This is a genomic window from Stenotrophomonas sp. YJH_SMC_19 (assembly GCF_059367915.1).
Genome location: NZ_JCAFRI010000005.1, coordinates 100,454 through 125,080, shown reverse-complemented (window position 1 = coordinate 125,080; position 24,627 = coordinate 100,454). Strand labels below are relative to the sequence as shown.

17 protein-coding genes are annotated in these 24,627 nt (G+C 67.6%); 9 read left to right on the top strand and 8 right to left on the bottom strand.

Translation table 11 applies throughout. The features are described from left to right. Positions 1–26 precede the first annotated feature (26 nt). From AC5P5R_RS08075 to AC5P5R_RS08060, 4 genes are all read right to left on the bottom strand, one after another. Entirely contained in the window at positions 27–551 is a 525-nt protein-coding gene (locus AC5P5R_RS08075; protein WP_062605671.1) for a hypothetical protein, read from the bottom strand. 209 nt (positions 552–760) lie between these two features. Continuing rightward, the gene (gene phbB / locus AC5P5R_RS08070) at positions 761–1,501 is read right to left on the bottom strand and encodes an acetoacetyl-CoA reductase (protein ID WP_005414435.1); all 741 of its coding nucleotides are present in this window, start codon (positions 1,499–1,501) and stop codon (positions 761–763) included. A gap of 24 nt (positions 1,502–1,525) precedes the next feature. Further along, positions 1,526–2,854: a CitMHS family transporter gene (locus AC5P5R_RS08065; RefSeq protein ID WP_012481220.1), complete on the bottom strand. Its 1,329-nt coding sequence runs from the start codon at positions 2,852–2,854 to the stop codon at positions 1,526–1,528. A gap of 74 nt (positions 2,855–2,928) precedes the next feature. After that, positions 2,929–4,068, bottom strand: a complete 1,140-nt coding sequence (locus AC5P5R_RS08060) for an OprO/OprP family phosphate-selective porin (protein WP_100438101.1) — start codon at positions 4,066–4,068, stop codon at positions 2,929–2,931. Positions 4,069–4,310: 242 nt separating this feature from the next. Here AC5P5R_RS08060 and AC5P5R_RS08055 point away from each other — a divergent pair, with 242 nt between their 5' ends. The 4 genes from AC5P5R_RS08055 to AC5P5R_RS08040 are packed head-to-tail and all read left to right on the top strand — an operon-like array spanning position 4,311 to position 8,115. After that, entirely contained in the window at positions 4,311–5,000 is a 690-nt protein-coding gene (locus AC5P5R_RS08055) for a response regulator transcription factor (RefSeq protein ID WP_100438100.1), read from the top strand. Further along, a complete protein-coding gene (locus AC5P5R_RS08050) occupies positions 4,993–6,384 on the top strand; it encodes a sensor histidine kinase (RefSeq protein ID WP_099523995.1) in 1,392 nt (463 codons plus the stop codon). The genes AC5P5R_RS08055 and AC5P5R_RS08050 overlap by 8 nt, the downstream gene beginning before the upstream one ends. After that, positions 6,381–7,436, top strand: a complete 1,056-nt coding sequence (locus tag AC5P5R_RS08045; protein ID WP_164281626.1) for an ABC transporter substrate-binding protein — start codon at positions 6,381–6,383, stop codon at positions 7,434–7,436. Before AC5P5R_RS08050 ends, AC5P5R_RS08045 begins: the two co-directional genes overlap by 4 nt. A gap of 28 nt (positions 7,437–7,464) precedes the next feature. Further along, positions 7,465–8,115: a response regulator gene (locus tag AC5P5R_RS08040; RefSeq protein WP_005414428.1), complete on the top strand. Its 651-nt coding sequence runs from the start codon at positions 7,465–7,467 to the stop codon at positions 8,113–8,115. A gap of 637 nt (positions 8,116–8,752) precedes the next feature. On the opposite strand, the gene AC5P5R_RS08035 is transcribed toward AC5P5R_RS08040, so the two are convergent. Continuing rightward, positions 8,753–11,395 (bottom strand): hybrid sensor histidine kinase/response regulator, encoded by a 2,643-nt coding sequence (locus tag AC5P5R_RS08035; protein WP_164281625.1) that lies wholly within the window; start codon positions 11,393–11,395, stop codon positions 8,753–8,755. A gap of 66 nt (positions 11,396–11,461) precedes the next feature. Further along, on the bottom strand, positions 11,462–12,631 hold the full coding sequence (locus tag AC5P5R_RS08030; RefSeq protein ID WP_005414426.1) for an OprO/OprP family phosphate-selective porin: 1,170 nt from the start codon (positions 12,629–12,631) through the stop codon (positions 11,462–11,464). 332 nt (positions 12,632–12,963) lie between these two features. Between AC5P5R_RS08030 and AC5P5R_RS08025 the strand changes: the two genes are divergently transcribed. Together AC5P5R_RS08025 and AC5P5R_RS08020 are read left to right on the top strand one after the other, a co-directional pair. Then, entirely contained in the window at positions 12,964–14,307 is a 1,344-nt protein-coding gene (locus tag AC5P5R_RS08025) for a dicarboxylate/amino acid:cation symporter (RefSeq protein ID WP_005410972.1), read from the top strand. Between the two features lie 230 nt (positions 14,308–14,537). After that, positions 14,538–16,829 (top strand): NADP-dependent malic enzyme, encoded by a 2,292-nt coding sequence (locus AC5P5R_RS08020; RefSeq protein WP_005410971.1) that lies wholly within the window; start codon positions 14,538–14,540, stop codon positions 16,827–16,829. 599 nt (positions 16,830–17,428) lie between these two features. Here AC5P5R_RS08020 and AC5P5R_RS08015 read toward each other — a convergent pair. Then, complete coding sequence (locus tag AC5P5R_RS08015) at positions 17,429–18,172, bottom strand: basic secretory protein-like protein (RefSeq protein WP_005410969.1); 744 nt, start codon at positions 18,170–18,172, stop codon at positions 17,429–17,431. Next, positions 18,169–21,513: a GH92 family glycosyl hydrolase gene (locus AC5P5R_RS08010; RefSeq protein WP_099561389.1), complete on the bottom strand. Its 3,345-nt coding sequence runs from the start codon at positions 21,511–21,513 to the stop codon at positions 18,169–18,171. The genes AC5P5R_RS08015 and AC5P5R_RS08010 overlap by 4 nt, the downstream gene beginning before the upstream one ends. A gap of 421 nt (positions 21,514–21,934) precedes the next feature. Here AC5P5R_RS08010 and AC5P5R_RS08005 point away from each other — a divergent pair, with 421 nt between their 5' ends. Genes AC5P5R_RS08005 through AC5P5R_RS07995 form a run of 3 tightly spaced genes read left to right on the top strand, consistent with a single transcriptional unit; the run spans position 21,935 to position 24,575 of the window. After that, on the top strand, positions 21,935–22,132 hold the full coding sequence (locus tag AC5P5R_RS08005) for a zinc-finger domain-containing protein (protein ID WP_005410967.1): 198 nt from the start codon (positions 21,935–21,937) through the stop codon (positions 22,130–22,132). 15 nt (positions 22,133–22,147) lie between these two features. Beyond that, a complete protein-coding gene (locus tag AC5P5R_RS08000; protein ID WP_049396210.1) occupies positions 22,148–23,263 on the top strand; it encodes a glycosyltransferase in 1,116 nt (371 codons plus the stop codon). After that, a complete protein-coding gene (locus AC5P5R_RS07995; RefSeq protein WP_012481209.1) occupies positions 23,244–24,575 on the top strand; it encodes an O-antigen ligase family protein in 1,332 nt (443 codons plus the stop codon). Before AC5P5R_RS08000 ends, AC5P5R_RS07995 begins: the two co-directional genes overlap by 20 nt. Positions 24,576–24,627: the final 52 nt, after the last annotated feature.

The following is a 24,627-nucleotide window of genomic DNA, read 5'->3' as shown; positions in this document are numbered from 1 at the left end:
TCGTCATGGTGGTAGGCCGGTGGGAATCAGAAGCGCTCCCCAGGCCAGCTCAATTTGAGCTGGTCCATGCAGTCGCGGTCATGTTCGGAGAATGAGAACCCGATCTGGATGCCGTTCACTACTGTGCCGAACACCGTCGACTCGTCCAGGCTATGCCCTGACGGCACGGAAAGGACATTGAAGTCGGGGTAGCGACGACCCATCTGCTTTCGCGAGATGCAGGCGCCGCTCAGCCGCAGCGTAATGCCTTTGATGATTCGCCCGGACGCGTCGGTGTAGATCTGGCCAGAGGGCCCCTTGATCCTCCCAGCGACCACGAATGGCGCCAGATCGATGGTGGCGCTGTCGCCCCGGCCCATTCTTGCTTCCGAACGCGAGCCGGCCGGAGCCAGGGGTGATAGCTGCGCGACAAGGTCAGAGCGTGACAGCTGCAAGGACCAGCGCTCCACGAGCCGCCAGGTTGCACCCGCCTCTTCCGCAGTGGCAGCGGGTGGCGTGGCCGCCAGGGGTGAGCTGGCGACCACAAGAAGCGCAATCAGCAATGCACGCATGCCTACCTCCTTGATCCGCGATTCCGGCCGTTCGTCCATCGGGCTCAGCGAGCGTTGGCAGGTATAGCACCGGTTCTGCCGATGTATCGGGCAATGCGTCCCGAATATGCAGAAGCAAAAAAAGGGGCCGCATCCCCCTCGCAAGCGAAGGTTCACCGGCCCCGCGCACTCCGTGGGGGAGGAGGTCCACGCCTTGCGTGGAGACGGGCTCAACCCATGTACAGACCACCGTTGACCGCGTAGTCGGCACCGGTCACATACGAGGCTTCATCCGACGCCAGCCACGCGCACAGGCCGGCCACTTCCTCGGGGCGGCCCAGGCGGCGCACTGGTACCGAGGCAGCCAGCCGGTCCAGCACATCCGGCGGGAAGCTGCTGATCGCCTGGCTGGCGATGTAGCCCGGCGACAGCGTGTTGACGGTGACCCCGCGCGACGCAACTTCGGCAGCCAGCGCACGGCTGAAGCCATGCATCGCGGCCTTGGCGGTGGCGTAGTTCACCTGGCCGATCTGTCCCTTGTGGGCACTGACCGAACCGATGTTGATGATGCGGCCCCAGCCCCGCGTGGCCATGCCGTCCACCACCTGCTTGGTCAGGTTGAACAGCGCGTTGAGGTTGGACGCGATCACCGCGTTCCAGTCCTCCACCGTCATCTGCCGGAACAGCAGGTCGCGGCTGCCGCCGGAGTTGTTGACCAGCACGTCCACTTCACCGACTTCGGCGCGCACCTTGGCGAACGCCGCGCTGGTCGAGGCCCAGTCGGTCGCGTTGCCTTCGGAGGCGATGAAGTCGAAGCCCTGTTCGCGCTGCTCGCGCAGCCAGTTGGCCTTGCGCGGCGAGTTCGGCGCGCAGCCGGCAACCACGGTGTGGCCGCTGCGGGCCAGGCTCTGGCAGATGGCAGTGCCGACACTGCCCATTCCACTGGTGACGTAAGCGATTCGAAGCGTCATTGCAGAAGGCTCCTTGGCAAAGGGTCAGGCGGCGAGGGGATACAGGCCGAACAGCAGGCTGCCGACCATCAGCAGCATCGAGATGGCGATGGCCCACTTCAGGGTGAACTTCTGGTGGTCGGCGAATTCGACCTTGGCCAGGCCCACCAGCAGGTAGGTGGACGGCACCAGCGGGCTGAGCAGGTGCACCGGCTGGCCGGCCAGCGAGGCGCGCGCCATTTCCACCGGGGTGATGCCGTAGTTGCCAGCGGCCTCGGACAGGATCGGCAGCACGCCGAAGTAGAACGCGTCGTTGGACATGAAGAAGGTGAACGGCATCGATGCCACCGCGGTGATCACCGCCAGGTACGGGCCCCACGATTCCGGAATGACGGCCAGGAAGCTGTGCGACATCGCTTCGACCATGCCGGTGTTGTTGAGGATGCCGGTGAAGATGCCCGCGGCGAAGATCAGCGACACCACCGACAGCACGTTGCCGGCATGGTTGACCACGCGACGGCGCTGCTCGGCCAGGTTCGGGTAGTTGATCACCAGGGCGATGGCGAAGCCGACCATGAACAGCACCGGCATCGGCAGCACGCCGATGATCAGCGCGGTCATCAGCGCCACGGTCAGGGCCAGGTTCACCCACAGCAGCTTCGGGCGCTTGATGTCTTCGGCGTCTTCCACGGTCGGCAGCGGATTGCTGTCATCGGACACGCTGTTGTCCATCCAGCTGCCGCCCTTGGGCAGGGTCACCACGCCGAGGCGACGGCGTTCCTTCAGGCCCAGGTACCAGGCCAGCAGCAGCACGCCGGCACAGGCGATCACCATCGACGGGATCAGCGGCACGAACACGTCGGCCGGGTCCACGTGCAGCGCGGTGGCCGCGCGTGCGGTCGGGCCGCCCCACGGGGTCAGGTTCATCACGCCGCCGGCGAGGATGGTCACGCAGGTCATGTTCAGCGCGTTCATGCCCAGCCGCTGGTACAGCGGCAGCATCGCCGAGACGGTGATCATGTAGGTGGTCGAGCCATCGCCATCGAGCGAGATCAGCATCGCCAGCACTGCAGTGCCAAGCACGATCTTCATCGGGTCGCCCTTGACGAAACGCAGGATCACCCGCACCAGCGGATCGAACAGGCCGGCGTCGATCATCACCCCGAAGTAGAGGATGGCGAACATCAGCATCACGCCGGTCGGCGCGATCTTCTTGATGCCCTCCAGCATCATCTCGTCGATGCCGGCACCGAAGCCACCGATCAGCGCGAACAGGATGGGAATGGTGATCAGGGCGACGAGCGGCGACAGGCGCTTGCTCATGATCAAGTACATGAACGTAATGACCATGCCAAAGCCGAGGATGCTCAGCATCATCTGCGGACTCCTTGCGAAAACAGGACGTGGGGAGTGGAAGGGGCCCGGGCGGAATGCCCGGAATGTCGGGCCTAGAAGTCGTACTGCAGGCGGCCGGTGACCGCGCGCGTGCGGTCCACCGTCACCCCGGCCAGGCGATCACGGTTACGGCTTTCGATCACGTTGAGCATGAAGCGCAGGTTGTCGCGCAGGTACCAGTTGCCACCCAGCGTCCAGGCTTCGGTACTGCCGCGACGCAGGTCCGGCGCACCGTCGAGATGCTGCGCGCCCCACATCTGGTCGTAGCGCAGCGCCACTTCGAAGGCACCGGCCTTGTGCCGGATGTCCTTCACCCGCGCGAATCGACCGGTCTTGCGGTCGTAGGCACGACTTTCGCCGGTGACGAACCAGCTGAGCATGCCGTAGGCCGCCATTACATCGCCGCGCTGCGCGCCGTCGTCGAAGGTTGCGCCACTGAACTCGCCCTGCCACGACAGCGGGCCGCGCACCTGCGCGTATTCCAGCGACCACTTGTTGACGTCGGTATCGCGGCCGGCGGAGAAGTCGACCAGGGTCAGGCGGCTGTTGTCGGACAGATGGCCGGCCGGGCGCGGGCGGATGCGCAGGCCGGGCACGCCGTTGGCGCCGGGGTTGTCGTAGGCCTCGCGGGCCAGCGACAGGCCCAGGTGCAGCACGTCGCCATCGCTGGGCGAGGGCGCCCAGGTGACGCGGCCACCGGCAGCGCGACCCTTCACCTGCCAGGCGTCGATGCTCTCCAGGCTGTAGAGGCTGACCGCCCAGGTGAAGTCACCGGGGTTGGCCTGCCAGGACGCACCCAGGCGGTACAGCGGCGCCAGCGTGGTGCCGGCGTTGCCGCGCTCCAGGAAGCTGCCGTAGTTGGAGCTGGTACGGTCATCCAGCGAGAAGTACTGCTTGAACTGGCCCACGGTCAGCTTGCCGGCCTTGCCGAAGCTGCGTGCCAGGTACACGTCCTTGGCCTCGACGCGGTCGCCGGAGAAATCGGCTTCCAGCTTGTAGTCGACCACGAAGAACTTGCCGGACACGTCAACCCACGCACGGCGGATTTCGGTGTCGTCCTTGTTCGGGGTGCCCCGGTTGTCGTTGTCGAAGGTAGCGAAGTCCAGGTGCAGGCGACCACCGAGGGTGGCGGTGACCGGACGGTCGTCTTCGGCGGCAATGGCCGGCGCCGACAGGGCAGCCAGCGCCACCATGGCGGCAGGGCGCCGCCAGGCAAACATGAATTCCACAAACCCTCCCAGGTGCGCGCCAGGCGCGCGGCAATCGTGGGCACCGGACGGTGCGCGGACGCAGTCTGGGTCGGGCAAGCTGTCATCGTCCTGTCAACGGATTGTGCGGTGCAGCGTAAAGCGGCCCGCTGCCGCCTCGGGGCGGGGCGCGGCGAGCGCGGCAGCGGCATGCGGTAGCATTCGTTTCCCTTCCCACCCCCGTGCCCATGCGCCTGCTGCTGGTCGAAGACAACCCGGATCTGGCCGATGCGATCATCCGCCGCATGCGCCGCAGTGGGCATGCCGTGGACTGGCAGGCCGATGGCCTGGCGGCGGCCAGCGTGCTGCGCTACCAGAGCTTCGACTTGGTGGTGCTGGATATCGGCCTGCCCAAGCTCGATGGCCTGCGCGTGCTGGCCGGCATGCGCGAGCGCGGCGACAGCACGCCAGTGCTGATGCTGACCGCGCGCGATGGCATCGAAGACCGCGTGCAGGCGCTGGATGTCGGCGCCGACGACTACCTGGGCAAACCGTTCGATTTCCGCGAGTTCGAAGCACGCTGCCGCGTGCTGCTGCGGCGTGCGCGTGGCCAGGCCAGCGAAGTGGTGCAGGTCGGTGGCTTCCAGTTCGACAACGCGGCGCACCGGGTCAGTCTCGACGGTGAACCGATCGAACTGCCCAACCGCGAGTACCGGCTGCTGGAGATCCTGGTCGGCCGCCTCGGCCAGGTAGTCGGCAAGGACGAAATCGGCAACGGCCTGTTCGGCTTCGACGACGAAGCCGGCCCGAATGCCATCGAGCTGTATGTCGGTCGCCTGAGAAAGAAGCTGGCAGGCGCACCGCTGCGCATCACCACGGTGCGCGGCGTTGGCTACCTGCTGGAAGCCAGTGACGGCAGCGCCGACGCCGATGGCTGACGCGCGTACCGCGAATGCCGCACCGGGCTCGCTGCGGCGCACGCTGCTGGTCTACCTCGGCGCGTTGCTGGCGGTGTTCGCGGTGGCCCTGCTGTTTGCCGCGCGCGGCTATGGCCAGCGCGCCGCCAACCGTTCCTACGACCATCTGCTGGTGTCCTCGGCACTGTCCATCGCCGATTCGGTGGCCCTGGTCGATGGCCAGTGGCAGGTCGATCTGCCCTATGCCGCGCTGGACCTGCTGGCGATGGCCCCGGAAGACCGTGTGTTCTATCGGGTCGCCGACAGTCGCGGCAACCTGATCACCGGCTACGGCGACCTGCCGGCGCCACCGCGTCGGCCCGGCACGCAACCGCAGCTGTTTGATGCGGCATACAGCGGCGAGACCGTGCGCTTCGTGGTGGTCGGCCGCAGTTTCGCCGCCGCGTCGGCGCAGGGCGAGGTGCAGGTGCAGGTCGGCCAGACCCGGCGTGCACGTGAAGCGGTTGCGCAGGACATGGTCAACCGTGCATTGCTGGCGATCGGTGTGCTGTCCGGGCTGCTGCTGGCGCTGGTGGCCTTTGGCGTGCATCGCGCGTTCCGGCCATTGGTGCGGGTGGAACGCGAGCTGTCGCGCCGCGAGCCGTCCGATCTGAAACCGCTGGATGCGCGCGTGCCGCGCGAGATGGACCAGATGGTGGCGGCGTTGAACCGCTTCATGGAACGACTGTCCAGCAGCAACGAGACCTTGCGCGCGTTCATGGCCGAGGCCGCGCACCAGATGCGTACGCCGTTGGCTGCCCTGCGCGCGCAGGCACAGCTGGCGCTGGATGACGACGACCCCGAGGACATGCGGCGCAGCCTGCAGGCGATCGAACGCAATGCCACCCACATGAGCCGGTTGCTGAACCAGCTGCTCAGCGATGCCAGCGTGATCCATCGCTCGCATCTGCAGCGCTTTGCAGCGGTGGACCTGGCCGAGACCGTGCACCAGGCCCTGCATGAAGCACTGCCGCAGGCCGGCCCGGCACCGCGCGTACAACTGGCGATGACCGCCGAGCCGGTACAGGTACATGGCGATGCGCTGCTGTTGCGCGAGGCGATCAAGAACCTGGTCGACAACGCGTTGAAGTACGGTGGTGATGGGCCGTTGCAGATCGCATTGACCGTGGAAGGCGGGCAGGCCGTGCTGACCATCGCCGACCACGGTGCCGGCATTGCCGCCGCCGATGCCGAACGCGTGTTCGAGCGCTTCGCCCGTGGCGAAGGCGCGCCGTCCGGCGGCGCCGGGCTTGGCCTGGCCATCGTCAAGCGCGTGGTCGACAGCCATGGCGGTCGCATCGACCTCAGCAACCGTCCGCAGGGCGGGCTGGTCGCCACCATCCGCCTGCCCCGGAGCAGTCCATGATCCGCCTGTTCGCTGCTGCCGTTGCCTTGCTGCTGGCCCTGCCGGTGCTTGCGGCACCGGGCGACGTGCGCCGCTTCCCGGCCCAGGCAAAGGCCACTGCGCAGCTGCGCATCCTCGGCACCACCGACATCGAAGTGTTCGCGGTAGTGATTGCCGACTACCAGCGGCTGCACCCCGGCACTGAGGTGGTGTACGAGGACATCATCACCCAGGACCTGTACGCGCGGTACCTGCACGACCGCGGCGGACCGGCATCGCCGGACCTGCTGATCTCCAGCGGCATGGACCTGCAGACCAAGCTGGTCAACGACGGCCACGCGCTGTCGCATCGTTCGGCGCAGACCGCTGCGCTGCCGGCCTGGGCGCAGTGGCGCAACGAGGCCTTCGGCATCAGCTACGAGCCGGTGGTGATGGTCTACAACACCCGCGCACTGCCGGCTGCGAAGGTGCCGCACACGCGTCGGCAACTGCTGGACCGGTTGCGCGCGGAGGGGGCACCGCTGCGCGGCAGGGTCGGTACCTATGACATCGAGCGCAGCAGTGTCGGCTACCTGTTGTCTACCCAGGATGCGCAGCGTGGCAGCATCGCCGGCGCGTTGCTGGGCGCGCTGGGCGACAACGACGTCGTGCGCGAGGAGCGCACCGGCGTGCTGCTGGACAAGGTCGCCAGCGGACAGCTGTCGCTGGTCTACAACGTGCTCGGCTCCTACGCGCAGGCGCGCATCGACGCGGGTGCGCCGCTGGCGATCGTGGAGCCCGAGGACTACACGCTGGTGGTGCTGCGTACCGCGGTGATTCCACGTACCGGCCCACACCCGGAAGAAGCCCGGCGCTTCCTCGACTACCTGTTGTCACCGCGTGGCCAGCAGGTGCTGTCGCGCGAGGCACGCCTGATGCCGATCGTGACCGGCAACGCACGTGGCGACGATGCGCCCGGCCGCAGCCGCCGCCCGATCCAGCTCGGCCCGGGCCTGCTGGTGTATCTGGACGCGCTCAAGCGCCGCCAGTTCCTGGACGCCTGGCGCAGCAGCGTGGAGCCGGCGGGGCGCTGAGGCTCCGGCCTGCCCGTACAATGGCGGCATGAGCGAATACACCATCCTGATCGCCGATGACCACCCGCTGCTGCGTTCGGCGGTGGTGCAGTCGTTGCGGCAGAGCCTGCCGCTGGCGCAGGTGCGCGAGGTCGCCAGCGCCGAGGCATTGGCCGAAGCGCTGGATGCCCACCCGGATGTGGACCTGGTGCTGCTGGACCTGACCATGCCCGGCGCGCACGGTTTCTCCGCGCTGCTGCACGTGCGCGGCTCGCATCCGGACATTCCGGTGGTGATCCTCTCGTCCAACGACCACCCGCGGGTGATCCGTCGTGCCCAGCAGTTCGGCGCGGCTGGTTTCATTCCAAAGTCTGCTCCGGCCGAGACCATCGGCGAGGCGGTGCAGGCGGTGCTCGATGGTGGCCTGTGGTTCCCGGCGATGGCCGCCGAGCGTTCGGAGGCCGATGCACTACTGGCCAGCCGCCTGGCCCAGCTGACCCCGCAGCAGTTCCGCGTGCTGCTCTGCCTGGCCGACGGCCTGCTCAACAAGCAGATCGCCTACACCCTGGGGCTGGCCGAGAACACGGTGAAGGTGCACGTCACCGCCATCCTGAAGAAGCTCGAGTGCCACAGCCGCACACAGGCGGCGGTGCTGGTGAAGGCGCTGGAGCCCGAGGGCGACGCCGGCATCGGGTTGTAGTTTCCAGCCAACGGCGCAGCCCCTCGTGGGTGGGTTTGGGTTGGTCGCTGAAAGCAGAAGCTGCGAGCGGGCCGGTCGAGTTGGGTGCGCGGGGGACGCCGTGAATCCGTCCCTGGAGGCTTGGCAGCCGCTTGCTCGTGTGCGCTGTCCTGCGCACACGGCAAGACCCGGGTTGGGCGTCCTGCCCAACCCGCCCGAGGCATGCCTCGGGCCCATGCGGCTGACACCCCCGCGCACCCAACCCGACCGGCCTCTGACAGATTTCGGTGGCCTGTCACCCACGGAAGAGAAAAGAAGATCAAAAGCAAAGGCAGCCTGGCAGGCCATTTTTCGTAGAGCCGAGCCCACGCTCGGCTGCTTTCCGGCCCGTCCGTGAGGCCGAGCATGGGCTCGGCTCTACACGAGCAAGCGCAGCGCGCGACCCGCTTTTGATCTTTTTTCTTCTCCGAGGGTGGACGCGCACGGAACGTGTCCGTGGCCGGGCAGATGGGCTGCACAGGGGCGTGAGCCGCATGGATGCGGCGACCGAGCTTACAGGGACGTACTTGCAGCGGCCCCTGTGCAGCCCATCTGCCCGGCCCCACCGATGAACTGCTTTGTGCGACCACCCACGAGGGGCTGCGCCGTTGGCTGGAAACTACCCGCGATGCCGGATCAACAACTGGCTCATCAACGCCCGCAGCGCCGGCGGCTTCACCGGCTTGGCCATCATTCCCCAGCCGCGCTCGGCGGCCATCTCACGCAATCCCGCATCGCGCTCGGCGGTGACCAGCACCACCGGCGGACGGGCCTGCCACAACTCGGCCAGCGTCTCGTACAGCACCGGCCCGTGGTGATCGCCCATGCGCACATCCAGCAGCACCAGCTCCGGCACCGCGCCTGTTGCCGCCAGCTGCAGCGCCGCCTGCGGGCCGTCGGCCAGCGCCACCTCGCAGCCCCAGCGCTCCAGCAGCGCGCGGCTGGCGGCGCAGACGTGCGGATCGTCGTCGATCACCCACACCCGGCGACCGCGCAGCGGATTGTCCGCGGCCGGTTCCTGCACCAGCACCGGCACAGGAGCAGTAGCGGGAATCGCGCTGGCTTCGCCGAACGGCACGCCCACCGCGAACACGCTGCCCTGGCCCAGCTGCGAGCGCAGGCGGATCGGGTGGCCGAGCAGCCGACCGATGCGGTCGACGATCGCCAGGCCAAGGCCGGCGCCGCGCTGCTGGCCGTCGTGCAGGCGGCGGAACTCCTCGAAGATCTCGCCCTGCAGCGCATCGGGAATGCCGGGGCCCTGGTCGTGAACTTCGATCCACAGCAGGCCTTCGCGGCGACGGCAGCCGAGCAGCACGCGGCCACGTTCGCTGTAGCGCAGTGCGTTGGACAGGAAGTTCTGCAGGATGCGGCGCAGCAGCGCTTCATCGCTGACCACCACCGCAGCGGTATCGACCCAGTCGACCACCAGCCCACGTGACTGCGCGGCGATGCCGAACTCGCGTGCCAGCGTCTGCAGCAAAGGCCCGAGCCGGAACGCCTGTACGCGCGTGGGCAGGCTGCCCGATTCCAGGCGCGCGATATCCAGCAGGCTGTTGAGGATCGCATCCTGCGCGGCCAATGCAGCATCGATGTGGTCGCTGGTCTGTTGCTGCGCCGGGTCACTCAGCTTGCCGCGCAGCACCGAGACGAACATGCGCGCCGCGTTGAGGGGCTGCAGCAGGTCGTGCACGGCCGAGGCAACGAAACGGGTCTTGTAGCGGTTGGCCTGCTCGGCTTCGCGGCGGGCTTCTTCCAGATCATGGGTGCGCTCGGCGATGCGGTGCTCCAGCGCATCGGCCAACGAGCGCAGTTCGCGCGCGGCGTTCTTGTAGCTGGTGATGTCGGCATAGCTGGTGACGAAGCCGCCGTCAGGCAGCGGATTGCCACGGATCTCCAGCACCGTGCCGTCGTCCTTCTCGCTCTCGCGCATGTGCGGGCGGCCGCTGCGCAGGTGGTTCAGGCGACGCTCGATTGCTTCATCGACCGGGCCCGGACCGAGCAGGCCACGGCGTGCGTTGAAGCGGAACAGTTCCTCGATCGGCCGGCCGACGCGAACCAGGTCCTGTGGGAAACGGAACAGTTCCAGGTAGCGCGAGTTCCACGCGACCAGGCGCAGTTCGCGGTCGATCACCACCACGCCCTGCGGCAGGTGTTCGAGGCTGCGGCTGAGTCCGCTGTCGGCGTCGGTGGCCGCCTGCAGCAGGCCATCCTGTGCGGTGCGCAGTTCCTGTGCGTGCTGCTTGAGCAGGGTTTCCAGTTCGCGGCGGCTGCGCAGGCGATGCTTGGCCAGGCGTCGGCGCTGCTGCACGAACAGCACCAGGAAGCCCAGCGCCAGCCACGCGGCACCGCCGGTGAGGGCGGCCGCGCGACCGGCGGCGGTGGCGGCGCTGGCGTCGTGCAGCAGATGCAGGTTCCAGCCTTCGGCGGGCAGCGGCAGGCTTTGCCACAGCATCGGCTGCGGCAGTGCGGGATCGAGCAGGCGCACCATGCGGCCACCATCGGCAGGCACGTCTTCAGTACGCGCGCGCAATGGCTGCAACGCGCGGTCGGCGTATTGGCGGGCGTCCAGCATTTCGCGGCGCTCATCGGCGCCCAGCGGGCGCAGCAGGCGGTAGCGCCAGCTGTCACGGTTGGCCAGGAACACTACGTCATGGTCGTCGCTGGCCAGCACCACGTCCGGGCTGCTCAACCATTCCTGTTCCAGCGCCGACAGCTCGACCTTGATCACCACCACGCCGAGCCGCTTGCCGTCTTCCTCGATGGCCTGCGACAGGTAGTAGCCGGGTACGCCGGTGGTCATGCCGATGCCGTAGAAGCGGCCGCGGCCCTGCGCCAGTGCCTGCCGGTAGTAGGGGCGGTAGCTGTAGTTCTCGCCGACGTTGCTGGTCGGCTGGTCCCAGTTGCTGGCTGCCACTGCCACGCCGTCGTGGCCGACCAGGGTCAGGGTCGAGGCACGGGTGACTTCATTGGCGCGTTGCAGCTTGAGGTTCAGCCGCTGCTGTTCGGTGGGCGAGGGCGGCACACGCAGGGCGTGCAGCAGATCCGGATCCAGCGCCAGTACCTGCGGCAACGTGCCGAAGCGGTCGATGCGCTGCTGCAGGCCCTGGCCGTACAGCTGCAGCTGGCGTTGCACCTGGCTGCTTTCCTCGCCGAGGGCGCGCCGCCAGGCGTAGTGGCCGGCGGCGACCGCACAAAGCACGGTGCCTCCGACCATCACCAGGATGGTCAGCAACAGCATCCGGTGGCGGCTGAGCCAGTACATGGCGGCAGTCTACGCAGGGCCGGCGGGCGTGACGTGCACGCCCGCCGGGATCTGACGTGGAAGGGGTCAGAAGTGCATCTGCGCGCGCAGCTCGAAGATCTCCGGCGTGCTGTGCACACCACGACGGCTGGCGTCGACCTTCACGTAGTTGGCCTGGAACTTGAAGTGGCTGGTCAGGTACCAGTTCGCGCCCAAGGTCAGGTCGTGCTGGCGGCCACCAAGGATGCTGCCATCGTCCAGGTCCATGCGGCTGTAACGGGCCACCAGTTCCACCGCGCCGTAGTCGTGCGCCGGCTTGATGTTGGCCACGGCACCTGCGTTGTACGGGCGCGACTCGCCGGTCAGCACCCAGCTGGCCATCGCGTACTGGCCGCTGCCGGTGTAGTCGGGCTTGCCGTCATGGCGGGTGACCGTGGCGCGCAGGGCTTCGGCCTGCAGCGAGAACGGGCCGCGGATCCAGATGCCTTCCAGGCCGGTGCGGCGGATCTGGTCGGCGGTGACCAGGGCGCCGGAATCGACGTAGCGGATGTCGGTCAGGCCGGCTTCCGGGCGTGCGCGAAGGCGCGCGCTGGCCTCGTGGTGCACGTCACGGCCATCGCTGTAACCGCGCGGATTTTCCTGCGAGTAGGCCAGGCCCAGGTGGATCACGTCACCGGGCGCCTTCACCGGGGTCCACACCGCACGTACTGCCTGGGTGGTGCCGGGGTTGTCACCCTGCAGGTCCTTGCCGCCATAGGCGCCGGCCTGCAGCAGGTACTGCGGGCGCTCCAGCACCCATTCCACGCCGGTGCGGCGGCCTTCGTAGAAGGCCTGCACGGGCAGTGCGGTTTCCAGGAAGCTGCCGGCGCGCGAAGAGGTGTTCGCATCCAGGCCGACCGGCGTCTTCATGTAGCCGAAGCGGAAGCGACCGATGTCGCGACCGAAGAAGGCCTTGCTCTCGAAGCGCACGAACACGTCCAGCCAGGTATCGGACTGGAAGTCGTAGTAGACCATCGCGTCGTAGACGCCCTTCTTCTTCAGCGTCGCACCGAACTCCTTGCGGCGCACGGCGTCGTCGTCCTCCAGGCCGCTGCCCGAGGAGAAATCGTTGTAGTCGTAGGCGATGTTGGCGGTAGCGGCCAACTCGGTGCCATCGCCGAAGGCGTACTTGGTCGGCCAGTTGTCGAAATCGGCAGCCGAAGCGAAGGCGGGAAGCGCGGCCAGCGACAGGGCCAGCAAGGTGGGAATCGGGCGCATGTTGGGTGCGGCTCTCTCAGATTGCGTGTGGACAGGACAACAACGGCCGCAGGGGCCGAAACTTTCGCAATGACGCGCCCGGCCGTTCAGCACGGGCCACCGGCCTCCCCAGGATCGGGCGGTGCGGCGCCAGTGTAGGCATCGCCGCCACCTGAACCGGGGGGCTAGTACCAATAGGTTATCTGCGCCGGCGTGCCCGGCGCGTACAAAGGCGTCCATTGGTCGCACCTCCTGCGCATGCAGCACAGGGCCTGCGATCAGTTTCCACGGTAACGGTTCCCGTGCTGTCCCGGGGCCGTACGTGCCTGAAAACGCCCCTTCCGGAGTCCGCCATGCACATCCCGACCGCAGCCCCGGCGCCTGCAAAGCCGTTGCCGATCTATCGCCAGCTGTATTTCCAGGTGATCGTGGCGATCGTCCTGGGCGCCATCCTCGGCCACTACGAACCGCTGATCGGCGAGAAGATGAAGCCGCTCGGCGATGCCTTCATCAACCTGGTGAAGATGATCATCGCGCCGGTGATCTTCCTCACCATCGTCACCGGCATCGCCAGCATGACCCACCTGCGCACGGTGGGCCGGGTGTTCGCCAAGGCGATGGCGTACTTCCTGTTCTTCTCCACGCTGGCACTGATCGTGGGCATGATCGTGGCGCACGTGGTACAGCCCGGCGCCGGCATGAACATCAACCCGGCCGAGCTGGACCAGACCGCGGTGCACAGCTACGTCGAGAAGTCGCACGACCTGACCCTGGTCGGTTTCCTGATGGACATCATTCCGAAGACGCTGGTGAGCGCCTTCGTCGACGGCAACATCCTGCAGGTGCTGTTCATCGCGGTGCTGTTCGGCATCGCGCTGGCCTCGGTGGGCGAGAAGGGCAAGCCGATCCTGAACTTCCTGGAGGCGCTGGTCGCCCCGGTGTTCAAGCTGGTGCACATCCTGATGAAGGCCGCCCCGATCGGTGCCTTCGGCGCCATCGCCTTCACCATCGGCAAGTACGGCGTCGGTTCGCTGGTCAACCTGGCGTGGCTGGTGGGCTCGTTCTACCTCACTGCGTTCCTGTTCGTGGCGGTGATCCTCGGTGTGGTCTGCCGACTGTGCGGCTTCTCGGTGTTCAAGCTGGCGCGCTACCTGAAGGCCGAGCTGCTGCTGGTGCTGGGCACTTCCTCGTCGGAGTCGGCGCTGCCGTCGCTGATGGAGAAGATGGAACGCGCCGGTTGCAGCAAGTCGGTGGTGGGCCTGGTGGTCCCGACCGGCTACTCGTTCAACCTGGACGGCACCAACATCTACATGACCCTGGCGGCACTGTTCATTGCCCAGGCCACCAACACCGAACTGACCCTGGGCCACCAGATCGCCCTGCTGCTGGTTGCCATGCTCAGCTCCAAGGGGGCGGCCGGCGTCACCGGTGCCGGCTTCATCACCCTGGCCGCCACCCTCGCCGTGGTGCCGGAGGTACCGGTGGCCGGCATGGCGCTGATCCTGGGCGTGGACCGTTTCATGAGCGAATGCCGCTCGCTGACCAACTTCATCGGCAATGCGGTGGCCACCGTGGTGGTTTCGCGCTGGGAAGGCGCGCTGGACCGCAACCGCCTGCAGCTGGCGCTGGATGGCCGCGAAAGCGAGCTGCCGCCGCCGGTGGACGCACTGCCCGAGGCGCTGCCGGCCAAGGGCTGACCCAGGTGTGTGGTACCGCGGGGCCGATCACGACAGTGGTACGGCCCCGCGGCGTTTCAGGGCGTCCCATGGCTGTCATCGGGGGCGCCGATGCTGGCATCCCGGTACCGTCGCATACGGCATGGAATTGTGCAGTCGCAGCATGCCTGCGACAGGATAGCGACAGGTCCAGACGCTCCAACGGGGGTATCATCCCCTGTCCCTTCTGCCCATTCATGTAACCCACATCGATGTCCAACGAAGATTTCAAACAGGCCGCCCTCGATTACCACCGGATGTCCCCGCCGGGAAAGATCAAGGTTTCCGCTACCAAGCCCATGCTGACCCAGCGCGACCTGTCGCTGGCGTATTCGCCGGGCGTGGCGTACGCCTGTGAAGCGATCAAGGCCGACCCGCAGCAGGCCAGCGAGCTGACCGCCCGCGGCAACCTGGTGGCGGTGATCTCCAACGGCACCGCGGTGCTGGGCCTGGGCAACATCGGCGCACTGGCCGGCAAGCCGGTGATGGAAGGCAAGGGCGTGCTGTTCCAGAAGTTCGCCGGCATCGATGTGTTCGACATCGAAGTGGATGAGACCGACCCGGACAAGCTGGTCGACATCATCGCCTCGCTGGAGCCGACCTTCGGTGGCATCAACCTGGAAGACATCAAGGCGCCGGAGTGCTTCGTGGTCGAGCGCAAGCTGCGCGAGCGCATGAAGATTCCGGTGTTCCATGACGACCAGCACGGCACGGCGATCATCGTCGGTGCGGCCGTGCTCAACGCCATGGCGATCACCGGCAAGAAGATCGAAGACGTGAAGCTGGCGACCACGGGCATGGGCGCAGCCGGCATTTCCTGCGTGAACATGCTGGTGCAGCTGGGCCTGAAGCCGGAAAACATCCTGGCCTTCGACCGCGAGGGCGTGATCCACACCGGTCGTACCGACCTGGATCCGGAAAAGCAGCGCTATGCGCGCGACACCGACAAGCGCACCCTGGCCGAGATCGTCGACGGCGCGGACATCTTCCTGGGCCTGTCGGCACCGGGCATCCTGACTGCCGACATGGTCAAGACCATGGCGCCGGACCCGGTGATCTTCGCGCTGGCCAACCCGACCCCGGAGATCATGCCGGAGGTGGCGCGCGCCGCGCGTCCGGACGCGATCATCGGCACCGGCCGTTCGGACTACCCGAACCAGGTCAACAACGTGCTGTGCTTCCCGTACCTGTTCCGCGGTGCGCTGGACGTGGGCGCCACCGCGATCAACGAGGAAATGAAGATCGCCTGCGTGCGTGCCATCGCCGCGCTGGCCCGTCGTGCCGCCACCGACATGGGCTCGGCCTACGGTGGCGAGACGCCGAGCTTCGGCCGTGAATACCTGATCCCGCGCCCGTTCGACCGCCGCCTGCTGGTGGAGTTGTCGGCCGCCGTGGCCCAGGCCGCGATGGACTCGGGCGTGGCCTCGCGCCCGATCGAGGACATGGGCGCCTACCGTGACAAGCTGGCCCAGTTCGTCTACCGCACCAGCCTGATGATGAAGCCGGTCTACGACCGCGCGCGCAGCGACAAGCAGCGCGTGGTGTACGCCGAGGGCGAAGAGGAAGTGGTGCTGCAGGCGGTGCAGAACGTGGTCGACGACGGCCTGGCGCACCCGATCCTGATCGGCCGCCCGGAAGTGATCGAGTCGCGCATCGAGCGCCTCGGCCTGCGCCTGAAGATCGGCGAGAACGTTGAAGTCACCAACATCAACGACGACCCGCGCTTCAACGAATACTGGCAGTACTACCACGGCCTGACCGGCCGTCGTGGCGTGACCGTGGCCGCGGCGAAGAACCTGATGCGTTCGCGCCCGACCCTGATCGCGGCGGTGATGGTGGCCCGTGGCGAAGCCGATGCGATGCTGACCGGCATCGTCGGGCGCTTCCACAAGAAGCTGGGCTACGTGCGCAGCGTGCTGCCGCTGGAGCCGAAGGTCACCTCGACCTCTGCGATGACCGGCGTGATCAACCAGCAGGGCGTGTTCTTCTTCGTCGATACCCACGTGCAGGAAGACCCGACCGCCGAGCAGCTGTGCGAAGCGACCCTGCAGGCGGCCTACCGCATGAAGCTGTTCGGCATCGAGCCGAAGGTGGCGCTGCTGTCGCACTCCAACTTCGGCAGCCACGATTCCAAGGACGCGCTGAAGATGCGCCAGGTGCGCGAGCTGCTGCTCAAGCGCAACCCGCGTCTGAACGTGGACGGTGAAATGCAGGGCGACACCGCGTGGGATGAAGCGCTGCGCCAGAAGCTGCTGCCGGGCTCGACCCTGCAGGGCCGCGCCAACCTGTTCGTGCTGCCGAACCTGGAAGCGGCCAACATCGCCTACAACCTGGTGCGTGTGTTCACCGACGGCGTGGCGATCGGCCCGATCCTGATGGGCGTGAACAAGCCGGTGCACATCCTGACCACCAGCGCGACCTCGCGCAGGATCCTGAACATGACCGCCATTGCGGCGGTGGATGCGCAGATCAGGAAGCAGCTGGAAGCGGAAAAGAAGGCGTAAGCCTTCTTTTCAGCGACAGCTGCAGAAACGCGCCCCACGGGGCGCGTTTCTGTTTCCGCAAAGCGGAAACGGGTAGAGTCGACTGTTAGTCGACTGCTCTTGATTCGGGCGCCGAAAATCCCGCGCTATCGCGCGATAGTCGACCAACGGTCGACTCTACCGGTCCCAACGCCGGTCCCGATGCCGGTCCCAACGCCGGTCCCGATGCCGGTCCCAACGCCGATCCCACCGCTGCCACACGCGCTACGCAACCCGGTCATGTCCCTGCAACGCCGTTGCGGCTCAATACGTCCACGCGGCCCGGCCGTGGGAAGGGACCGGACCGGCCTTCCCACCCTGGGCCCGACCAAATTTCCATGGGCGAGGGTGTCATGCGCAATCGAGTGACGCGGCGGTACTTCCAGCAGCTGTTCGCGCTGTACGCCGGCTTCGTGCAGTCGCGCTGAGGCGTAGACGCCAGCGAGGTAGAGTCGACCGTTGGTCGACTATCGCGCGAAGCGCGGGGTTTTCGAGGGCTGTACGAAAGGCAGTCGACTAACAGTCGACTCTACCCAGTCGCCGCAATACCCAGCCGCCGCAATACCCAGTTGATCGCCCAGTCAGCGCCGCTTGCCGCGGCGCGCTGGTGCCGGCGGCGGTGCATCCGAACGCGGCTTGGCGTACTGCGTCCACAGCGCCGGCAGTGCCTTGCCGGTGTGCTTCTGCCACAGCGCCGGCGTATAGCGGCCGTCGCGCAGGGCCTTGTCCAGCGCCAGCACCAGGCCGGGATACTCGGCCTCGGCCCATTTCAGGAACGCACCGGTCACCCGGTAGCCGCTGTCGAAATTCTGCCCCTTCTCGACCTTGCCCGGCAGTACCCAGCCTGCGGCGGCATTGTCCATGCCGTAGCGGTCGCGTGCGTAGTCGGCGATGCCTTCCACCAGCCAGCCCGGCACCCGTGCATCGCCGTAACCTGGATAGCCCTGCACGATGTGCATCGCCTCATGGGTGACCAGATCGATGTCGTTCGGGTGCTGCGCCAACCAGCCTGGGTTGATGGTGATCGTCGCTGCCTGGTCCTTGTCGCCGACGAAGGCGATGCCGGTGTAGGCCGGATCGATCACGATGCGCACCATCGCCGGCGCGGCCGGGTGGAAGTCCGCGCGTTCGCGCAGGTAGGCGAAGAAGAACGTATCGATTACCCGCTTGCGCTGCGGCGCGGCCAGGGCGCCACGGGCGTCCTGGTAGTTCAGCGTCACGCCGTCGCGGGTCAGCTGCGTATCGAACGCCTGGGTCTGGCCGAAACTTGAGAAGGACAGGGCAACAAGGGCCAGAGGCAGAAGACGGTAGCGCATGCCGCTCATTGTACGGTGCCGGCCGCCAGCAGTTCGATCTCCGCCAGTGGCAGCCGTGCCGGTGCCGCCAGGCGCAGGCGGTATTCGCTGTAGCGGCCGGGTCTGGCGATGCGGAACGGACGGGTCTGGCGGGCGGATTCGAAGTCTTCGCCGCTGCGCTGGTCGAGCACGGTCCAGCTGCCGCCGCCGTTGCGCGCCTCCAGCGTCCACTCACCGCCCTGGATGCGGCCGTCGCCGCTGGTGAGCGTGTACATCGTCGGCGTGCCGTCGCTCAGTCCGGTCAGCGCGATGGTTGCGCCGCCGCCCAGGCCCACGGTGGTGCTCGCATCGTCATCGACCAGTGCGGGCAGGGCGCGGCCATCGGCCAGCGTCGCCTTCGCGCCGCTGCCGAGCAGGTCGTGCAGCAGCTGCGGGCGCTGGCCGCGCGCGGTCAACGAGCGCGGCACATCGTCCACGCCGCTGCCCCAGCGCGAGGGACGGGGTCCCATCACGAAGTCGAGGGTCGCGCCCTTGGCGATCAGGTCGTGTGGCACCCAGGTCTTCGTCCACGGCTTGCCGTTGATCTTCAGCGACTGCACGTAGACGTTCTCGCGCGAGTTGTTGGCCGCGTTCACGGTCAGCACCGCGCCACCCTGCAGCTCCACGCGTGCATGCTCGAAGGCCGGCGAGCCGATCACGTACTCCGGGGCGCCCATGCGCAGCGGGTACAGGCCCAGCGAGGCCAGCACGTACCATGCCGAAGTTTCGCCGTTGTCCTCATCGCCCGGATAGCCCTGGCCGATCTCGCTGCCGACGTACAGCCGCGACAGGATTTCGCGCACGTGCTGCTGGGTCTTCCACGGCTGCCCGGCATACAGGTACATCCACGGGATGTGGTGCGCCGGCTGGTTGCTGTGCGCGTACATGCCCATGCGTACGTCGCGCGCTTCGGTCATCTCGTGGATGGTGCCGCCGTAGGAGCCGGCCAGTGCCGGGTCTGCGGTTTCCGGCGTGGCGAAGAAGGTATCCAGCTTCGCCGCCAGCTTGTCGCGGCCACCGTACAGCGCGGCCAAGCCTTCGCCGTCATGGGCGGCAGTGAAGGCGAAGGTCCAGCCGTTGGATTCGGTGTAATCGTGGCCCCACACGCGCGGGTCGTAGTCCTTGGCGTCCACGCGCCAGCGGCCATCGGCCCTGCGGCCCTGGAAGAAGCCGGCGGCAGGGTCGAACATCGTCGCGTAGCTGGCAGCGCGGTGGCGGAAGTAGTCGGCTTCGGTGCTGTAGCGCTCGCGTGCGGCGGGTGCGGTCGCGCGCTTGGCCAGCGCATCGGCCATGTTGGCGATGCCGAAGTCATTGAGTGCGCCTTCCATCGTCCACGACATGCCCTCATGCACGTCGGCGCTGGCGTAGCCCCGGAAGGTCGAACGGTCCATGCCCTTGCGGCCGACATGGCGGTCGGGTGGTACCACGGTCGCGTTCTTCAGCGCGGCGGCGTAGGCCTCGCCCGGATCGAAGCCGCCGACGCCCTTCAGCCACGCATCGGCGAAGGCCACGTCCGAGCTGGTGCCGACCATCAGGTCCGCGTAGCCCGGCGATGACCAGCGCGCGATCCAGCCGCCAGCGCGGTACTGCTCGATGAAACCCTGCACCATCTGCCCGGCATCGTCGGGCGTGAACAGCGCGTAGGCCGGCCAGGTGGTGCGGAAGGTGTCCCAGAAGCCATTGTTGACGAACACCTTGCCATCGCGCACGGCGGCAAAGGTGCGGGTCGCGCTGCCATCGGTGTTGTCATCGCTGGCGCTGGCCTGGTTGGCGTAGCGCCACTCCGGTGCGGCGGTGCTGCCCACGTTTTCATGGCCGGAATTCGGGTACAGGAACAGCCGGTACAGGCTGGAATACAGCGTGGTCTTCTGGTCGTCGCTGGCATCGCCGATGTCGAAGCGGGCCAGGCGTGCGTCCCATGCATCCTGCGCACGGCCGGCCACGCTCTCCAGCGTATCGGTGGCGGCGATTTCCAGCGCCAGGTTGTGTCGTGCCTGCTCCACCGAGATCAGCGAAGTGGCGATGCGCATGGTCACCCGTCGTTCGCTGCCGGCATCGAACTTGATGTAGCCGGTCGGTCGGCCGGTGTCGAGGCGCCCACTGCTGCGCCACGGCTTGTCGAAGCGGGCCACCACGTACATGCGGCTGGCGCCGTTGGACAGGCCGCTGCGCGTGTCGGTGTAGCCGGACAGCGTCTGCGTGGCGGCGTCCAGAGTCAGGCCACCGCGTGCATCGACATTGTCGAACAGCAGGTTGGCGTCGCCGTCCTCCGGGAAGTCAAAGCGGAACAGCGCGGCATGGTCGGTCGGCGCGATCGATGCCGCGACGCCGTTGTCGAAGCGCACGTCGTAGCGGTAAGGGCGGGCGCTTTCATGGCTGCGGTCGAACGACAGGGCACGCTTGCGGCGGTCAGCCTCCGGCACGCCACGACTGGCCGATGGCATCACCTGGAAGGTCTGGCGGTCGCCCATCCACGGGCTGGGTTGGTGGCTCAGCGCAAGCGCCTGCAGCTGAGGACGGTTCTGCGCGTCGTTCTGCTCGTTCCAGCGGTACAGCCAGTTCAGCGCACCGGCATCGGTGACCGGGGTCCAGAAGTTGAACCCGTGCGGCACCGCCGTGGCCGGGAAATTGTTGCCACGCGAGAAGGTGCCGTTGGCCTGGGTACCGCGGGTGGTCAGTACCCAGTCGGAGACGCGCGCTGGCTGCTGCCGTGGCACGGTGTCCAGGCGAACGTCATCAATCCAGCCGGAGACCGGTGCGCCGTCGGCACTGGCCACCTCCAGTTCGATCGCCACCACGCGGCGGCCCTTCAGCGCGGGCACATCGCCCAGCCGCACCGCCTTGCGCGCCCATTGCTGCGGGTACAGCGTCTTCGAGTCGCCCTGCGCGCGGGCGCCGAGGGCCACCCCATGCTGGTCACGCGCAGCGCCGGCCGAAACCCGACTGCCATCGTCCAGCAGCAGGTCCAGAGACACATAGGTCGAAGCCACGGTGTCCTTGCCGACGATCTCCGGCAGCACCAACCACGACAGGGTGGTATCGGCCTCGATGGTCACGTCCGCCTTGAACAGTTCGCGCCGCGCATTGCCACCTCCACTGCTGTAGCGCAGTGCGTGCAGGCCGCTGTAGCCGACATTGCGCTTGGCGGCGTAGGGCGCCGCGGGGCCATTGCCGATCGTGACCTGCAATGCGCCTGCGGCCGGTTCCGGAGCCGGCTGGCCCGGCTCGAACGAGCTCTGCAGTCCCTGTGCCAGCACCGGCATCGCGGTAGTCGCACAGGCCAGGGCCAGGGCGAGCGGAAGCAGGGCGCGGCGTGGATCGGACAGGGTCATGCAGGGGTCTCCCGGAAGGGCTGGCGGCGGGCAGAACCCGCATCGGCGGACACCACGGACAGCATCGCTCCGCCCGCCGCGATGGCAGTGGAAGAGGCGATGCCGGTCCGGTGGGGGCGGGCCATGCGATCGGGTCGGATTGGGATAGGCCGGTTCACGACCTGGCCCGATCCTGCAACAGCCGTGGCAACCTGACAAGTGCCATTTAGTTCGATCCAAATGCGGTAAATATCGTTGTCGGTGGTTTCCCGGGGTGGATCTGCAGGATCGGCCGGGAATTCCCACCGGCACCTCATCCCGAAGTGGCATGCAAGGTCGCAGGGAATCGGCCCGGTACGCGCAAAGACCCGTTGCGGCGCAATGTCGGGGCGGCCTGGATGCTAGAATCACAGGCCTCGCAACCCGTTCATCGACATCCGCCATGAGCCATACCGCCACTGCGCCCGCCAACGCCGAGAAGCGCTACACCGTGCACCGCAGCGATCTGCCGCTGAGCTGCCCGACCCCGGAAATGGCGCTGTGGAACTCGCATCCGCGCGTGTACCTGCCGATCGAAGACGAGCCCAATGGCGAAGCGCAGTGCCCGTACTGCGGTTCCGTGTTCGTGCTGGCCGACTAAGCGGCCGCCCCTTCGATGCGCCGATTGACCGTGGTGCAGTTGCTGCCGGCGCTGCACTCCGGCGGCGTCGAGCGCTCGACCCTGGAAATCGCTGCGGCCCTGGTCGCCGCCGGCCATCGCGCGCTGGTGGTTTCCGCCGGTGGCCGCCTGGTGCAGCCGCTGCTCGACAGCGGTGCCGAGCACCTCACCCTGGACATCGGCCGCAAGTCGCTGCTGACCCTGCGCCACTTGCCGACCCTGCGCCGCTTGTTTGCCGAGATTGGTGCGGACATCGTGCATGCCCGCTCGCGGCTGCCGGCCTGGCTGGGTCTGTATGCAATCCGTGCCCTGCCTGCCGCGCAACGCCCGCACTGGGTGACCACCGTGCATGGGCTGAATTCGCCCAGCCGCTACAGCGCGGTGATGACCAGCGGCGAACGCGTGATCTGCGTGTCCAACACCGTGCGCGATTACGTGCAGCGGCACTACCCGACCGTGCCCGAACAGGCATTGCAGGTGATTCCGCGTGGCGTCGATGTGGCCCAGTTCCCGCGCGTGGCGCGTGCCGATCGCCGTCCGCGGATGGCGCTTGCGGCAGAGTACCCATGGCTGGCGCAGGTTGAAGGCCCCTTGCTGCTGTTGCCGGGGCGTGGCACCCGCCTGAAGGGCCACGCACACGCATTGCAGCTGCTGGCGGATGTGCGCGCCGCCGGCGTGCCGGCACAGTTGTGGATGCTGGGCACCGATGAGCCCGGCCGTGAAGCCTACGTGGCCGACCTGCGCCGGCAGGCGGCCGCGCTCGGCGTGGCCGAGGCCGTGCACATCAGCACGCCGACCGCACGCATCGCCCAGGCCTACGCGGCCAGCGACCTGGTACTGCAGCTGTCGGACAAGCCCGAAGCGTTCGGCCGCACCGTGGTCGAGGCGTTGTCGGTGGGCCGGCCGGTGCTGGGTTGGGACCATGGCGGCGTCGGTGAGCTGCTTCGGCAGCTGCAACCCGCAGGTGCCGTGCCGCTCGGCGATGCGCGGGCATTGGGTGAACGTGCGCTGGCCCTGCTGGCCCAGCCCCCGTCCTTGCCGACCCGCATCCCGTTTACCCTGCAGGCCATGCAGCGCGATACCCTCCGCCTCTATGCCGACCTCGCCGGCTGACCCCGCCGTCATCGTGCGCGACGACCGCGCCGGGCGCTGGGCGCCCTGGTGGGTGCTGGCGTACGTGGCGATGTGGCCGTTGCCAGGCATCGCCGAAACCGTGTTGGGCCTGGGCGCGCTGTACGCGGCGGCGCGCATGGTGACGCGACGCCTGCAGCGCCGCCCGCATCTGTTGAGCACGGCGGCCTGGGCACTGACTTCGATCCTGTTCCTTGGTTACTGGCTGCCGCAGGCATTCTCCGCATTCGATGCGATCGATCCGGCGGCCTCGTGGACCAAGGCTGCTGCGGGCCTGCGCTATCTGCCCTTCATGTGGCTGGTGGCGATCGCAGTGGCTACGCCGGAGCGGCGGCGGCTGACCTTCGCGGGGCTGGCACTGATCACCGGCGCATGGACGCTGGATGCGCTGGTGCAGGCGGTGGCCGGCACCAGCCCATGGTTCTGGTCGCTGGAACACCTGAAGCTGGCGGTCAGTGGCCACGCACTGTGCCCGGCCGACGAGGCCGCACTGGCAGATCGCCTCAGTGGCGCACTGGGACCGTGCAACCTGAAGTTCGGCCAGGTGCTGGCCAGCCTGTCGCCGTTCCTGCTGCTGCCCGCCGCGCGGCGCTTTGGCAATACGGGCTGGCTGCTGGCTGCTGCAGCGCTGGGCAGTGTGCTGCTGTTGGCCGGTTCGCGCGCCTCGTGGATCACCTTCGCGCTGGTGCTGGCCTACAGCGGCGTGCGCCAGTTCGGCTGGAAACGGCTGGCGGCGCTGGCGCTGGTGGCGGTGCTCGGCGCCGGTGCGCTGACCGCCAGCGTGCCGCAGCTGCGCGAGCGCTTCGCGCGAACGGCCATGGCCCTGGATGGGGGTGAGCGTGGTGTCGACGAGGCCCTGTCAGGGCGCGCGCGGATCTGGGAAGCCGCCGCCTGCATGATTGAAGAGCACCCGATCAATGGCGTGGGTGCACGTGGTTTCCGCGATGCCTATCCCGCTTGCGTGGCGGAGGACGGGCCGGCCGTGTGGGGCAATGCCCCGGCGCTTCATGCCCATCAGATCGTGCTGGAAATCCTCGCAGAGACTGGAGTGATTGGTCTGTTGCTGTGGCTGGCGGCCGTGGCCCAGGCCTGGCGCGCATGGCGCTACGCGCCGGCAATGGCCCGCGAACGCGCGCGTCCGGCGATGCTGGCGCTGGCGGTGACCGTGTTCCCGCTGAACACCCATCTGGCGTTCTATTCGGCCTTCTGGGGTGGCCTGACCGTATTGCTGGCCGCGCTGTTCGCCGGCAGCCTGCTGGCGCGCGACGCGGACGACACGCCGACGGCGGTGTGATCGTCCATCCAGCATGGCGTGGCTCTACTGCGCGTACCGAACGGAGATTGCT

What these genes read in the sequence shown, in the direction of transcription:
- AC5P5R_RS08075 (WP_062605671.1), bottom strand. Translation starts at nt 551, where the DNA reads ATGCGTGCATTGCTGATTGCGCTTCTTGTGGTCGCCAGCTCACCCCTG.
- phbB (WP_005414435.1), bottom strand. Translation starts at nt 1,501, where the DNA reads ATGACGCTTCGAATCGCTTACGTCACCAGTGGAATGGGCAGTGTCGGC.
- AC5P5R_RS08065 (WP_012481220.1), bottom strand. Translation starts at nt 2,854, where the DNA reads ATGCTGAGCATCCTCGGCTTTGGCATGGTCATTACGTTCATGTACTTG.
- AC5P5R_RS08060 (WP_100438101.1), bottom strand. Translation starts at nt 4,068, where the DNA reads ATGGTGGCGCTGGCTGCCCTGTCGGCGCCGGCCATTGCCGCCGAAGAC.
- AC5P5R_RS08055 (WP_100438100.1), top strand. Translation starts at nt 4,311, where the DNA reads ATGCGCCTGCTGCTGGTCGAAGACAACCCGGATCTGGCCGATGCGATC.
- AC5P5R_RS08050 (WP_099523995.1), top strand. Translation starts at nt 4,993, where the DNA reads ATGGCTGACGCGCGTACCGCGAATGCCGCACCGGGCTCGCTGCGGCGC.
- AC5P5R_RS08045 (WP_164281626.1), top strand. Translation starts at nt 6,381, where the DNA reads ATGATCCGCCTGTTCGCTGCTGCCGTTGCCTTGCTGCTGGCCCTGCCG.
- AC5P5R_RS08040 (WP_005414428.1), top strand. Translation starts at nt 7,465, where the DNA reads ATGAGCGAATACACCATCCTGATCGCCGATGACCACCCGCTGCTGCGT.
- AC5P5R_RS08035 (WP_164281625.1), bottom strand. Translation starts at nt 11,395, where the DNA reads ATGTACTGGCTCAGCCGCCACCGGATGCTGTTGCTGACCATCCTGGTG.
- AC5P5R_RS08030 (WP_005414426.1), bottom strand. Translation starts at nt 12,631, where the DNA reads ATGCGCCCGATTCCCACCTTGCTGGCCCTGTCGCTGGCCGCGCTTCCC.
- AC5P5R_RS08025 (WP_005410972.1), top strand. Translation starts at nt 12,964, where the DNA reads ATGCACATCCCGACCGCAGCCCCGGCGCCTGCAAAGCCGTTGCCGATC.
- AC5P5R_RS08020 (WP_005410971.1), top strand. Translation starts at nt 14,538, where the DNA reads ATGTCCAACGAAGATTTCAAACAGGCCGCCCTCGATTACCACCGGATG.
- AC5P5R_RS08015 (WP_005410969.1), bottom strand. Translation starts at nt 18,172, where the DNA reads ATGAGCGGCATGCGCTACCGTCTTCTGCCTCTGGCCCTTGTTGCCCTG.
- AC5P5R_RS08010 (WP_099561389.1), bottom strand. Translation starts at nt 21,513, where the DNA reads ATGACCCTGTCCGATCCACGCCGCGCCCTGCTTCCGCTCGCCCTGGCC.
- AC5P5R_RS08005 (WP_005410967.1), top strand. Translation starts at nt 21,935, where the DNA reads ATGAGCCATACCGCCACTGCGCCCGCCAACGCCGAGAAGCGCTACACC.
- AC5P5R_RS08000 (WP_049396210.1), top strand. Translation starts at nt 22,148, where the DNA reads ATGCGCCGATTGACCGTGGTGCAGTTGCTGCCGGCGCTGCACTCCGGC.
- AC5P5R_RS07995 (WP_012481209.1), top strand. Translation starts at nt 23,244, where the DNA reads ATGCCGACCTCGCCGGCTGACCCCGCCGTCATCGTGCGCGACGACCGC.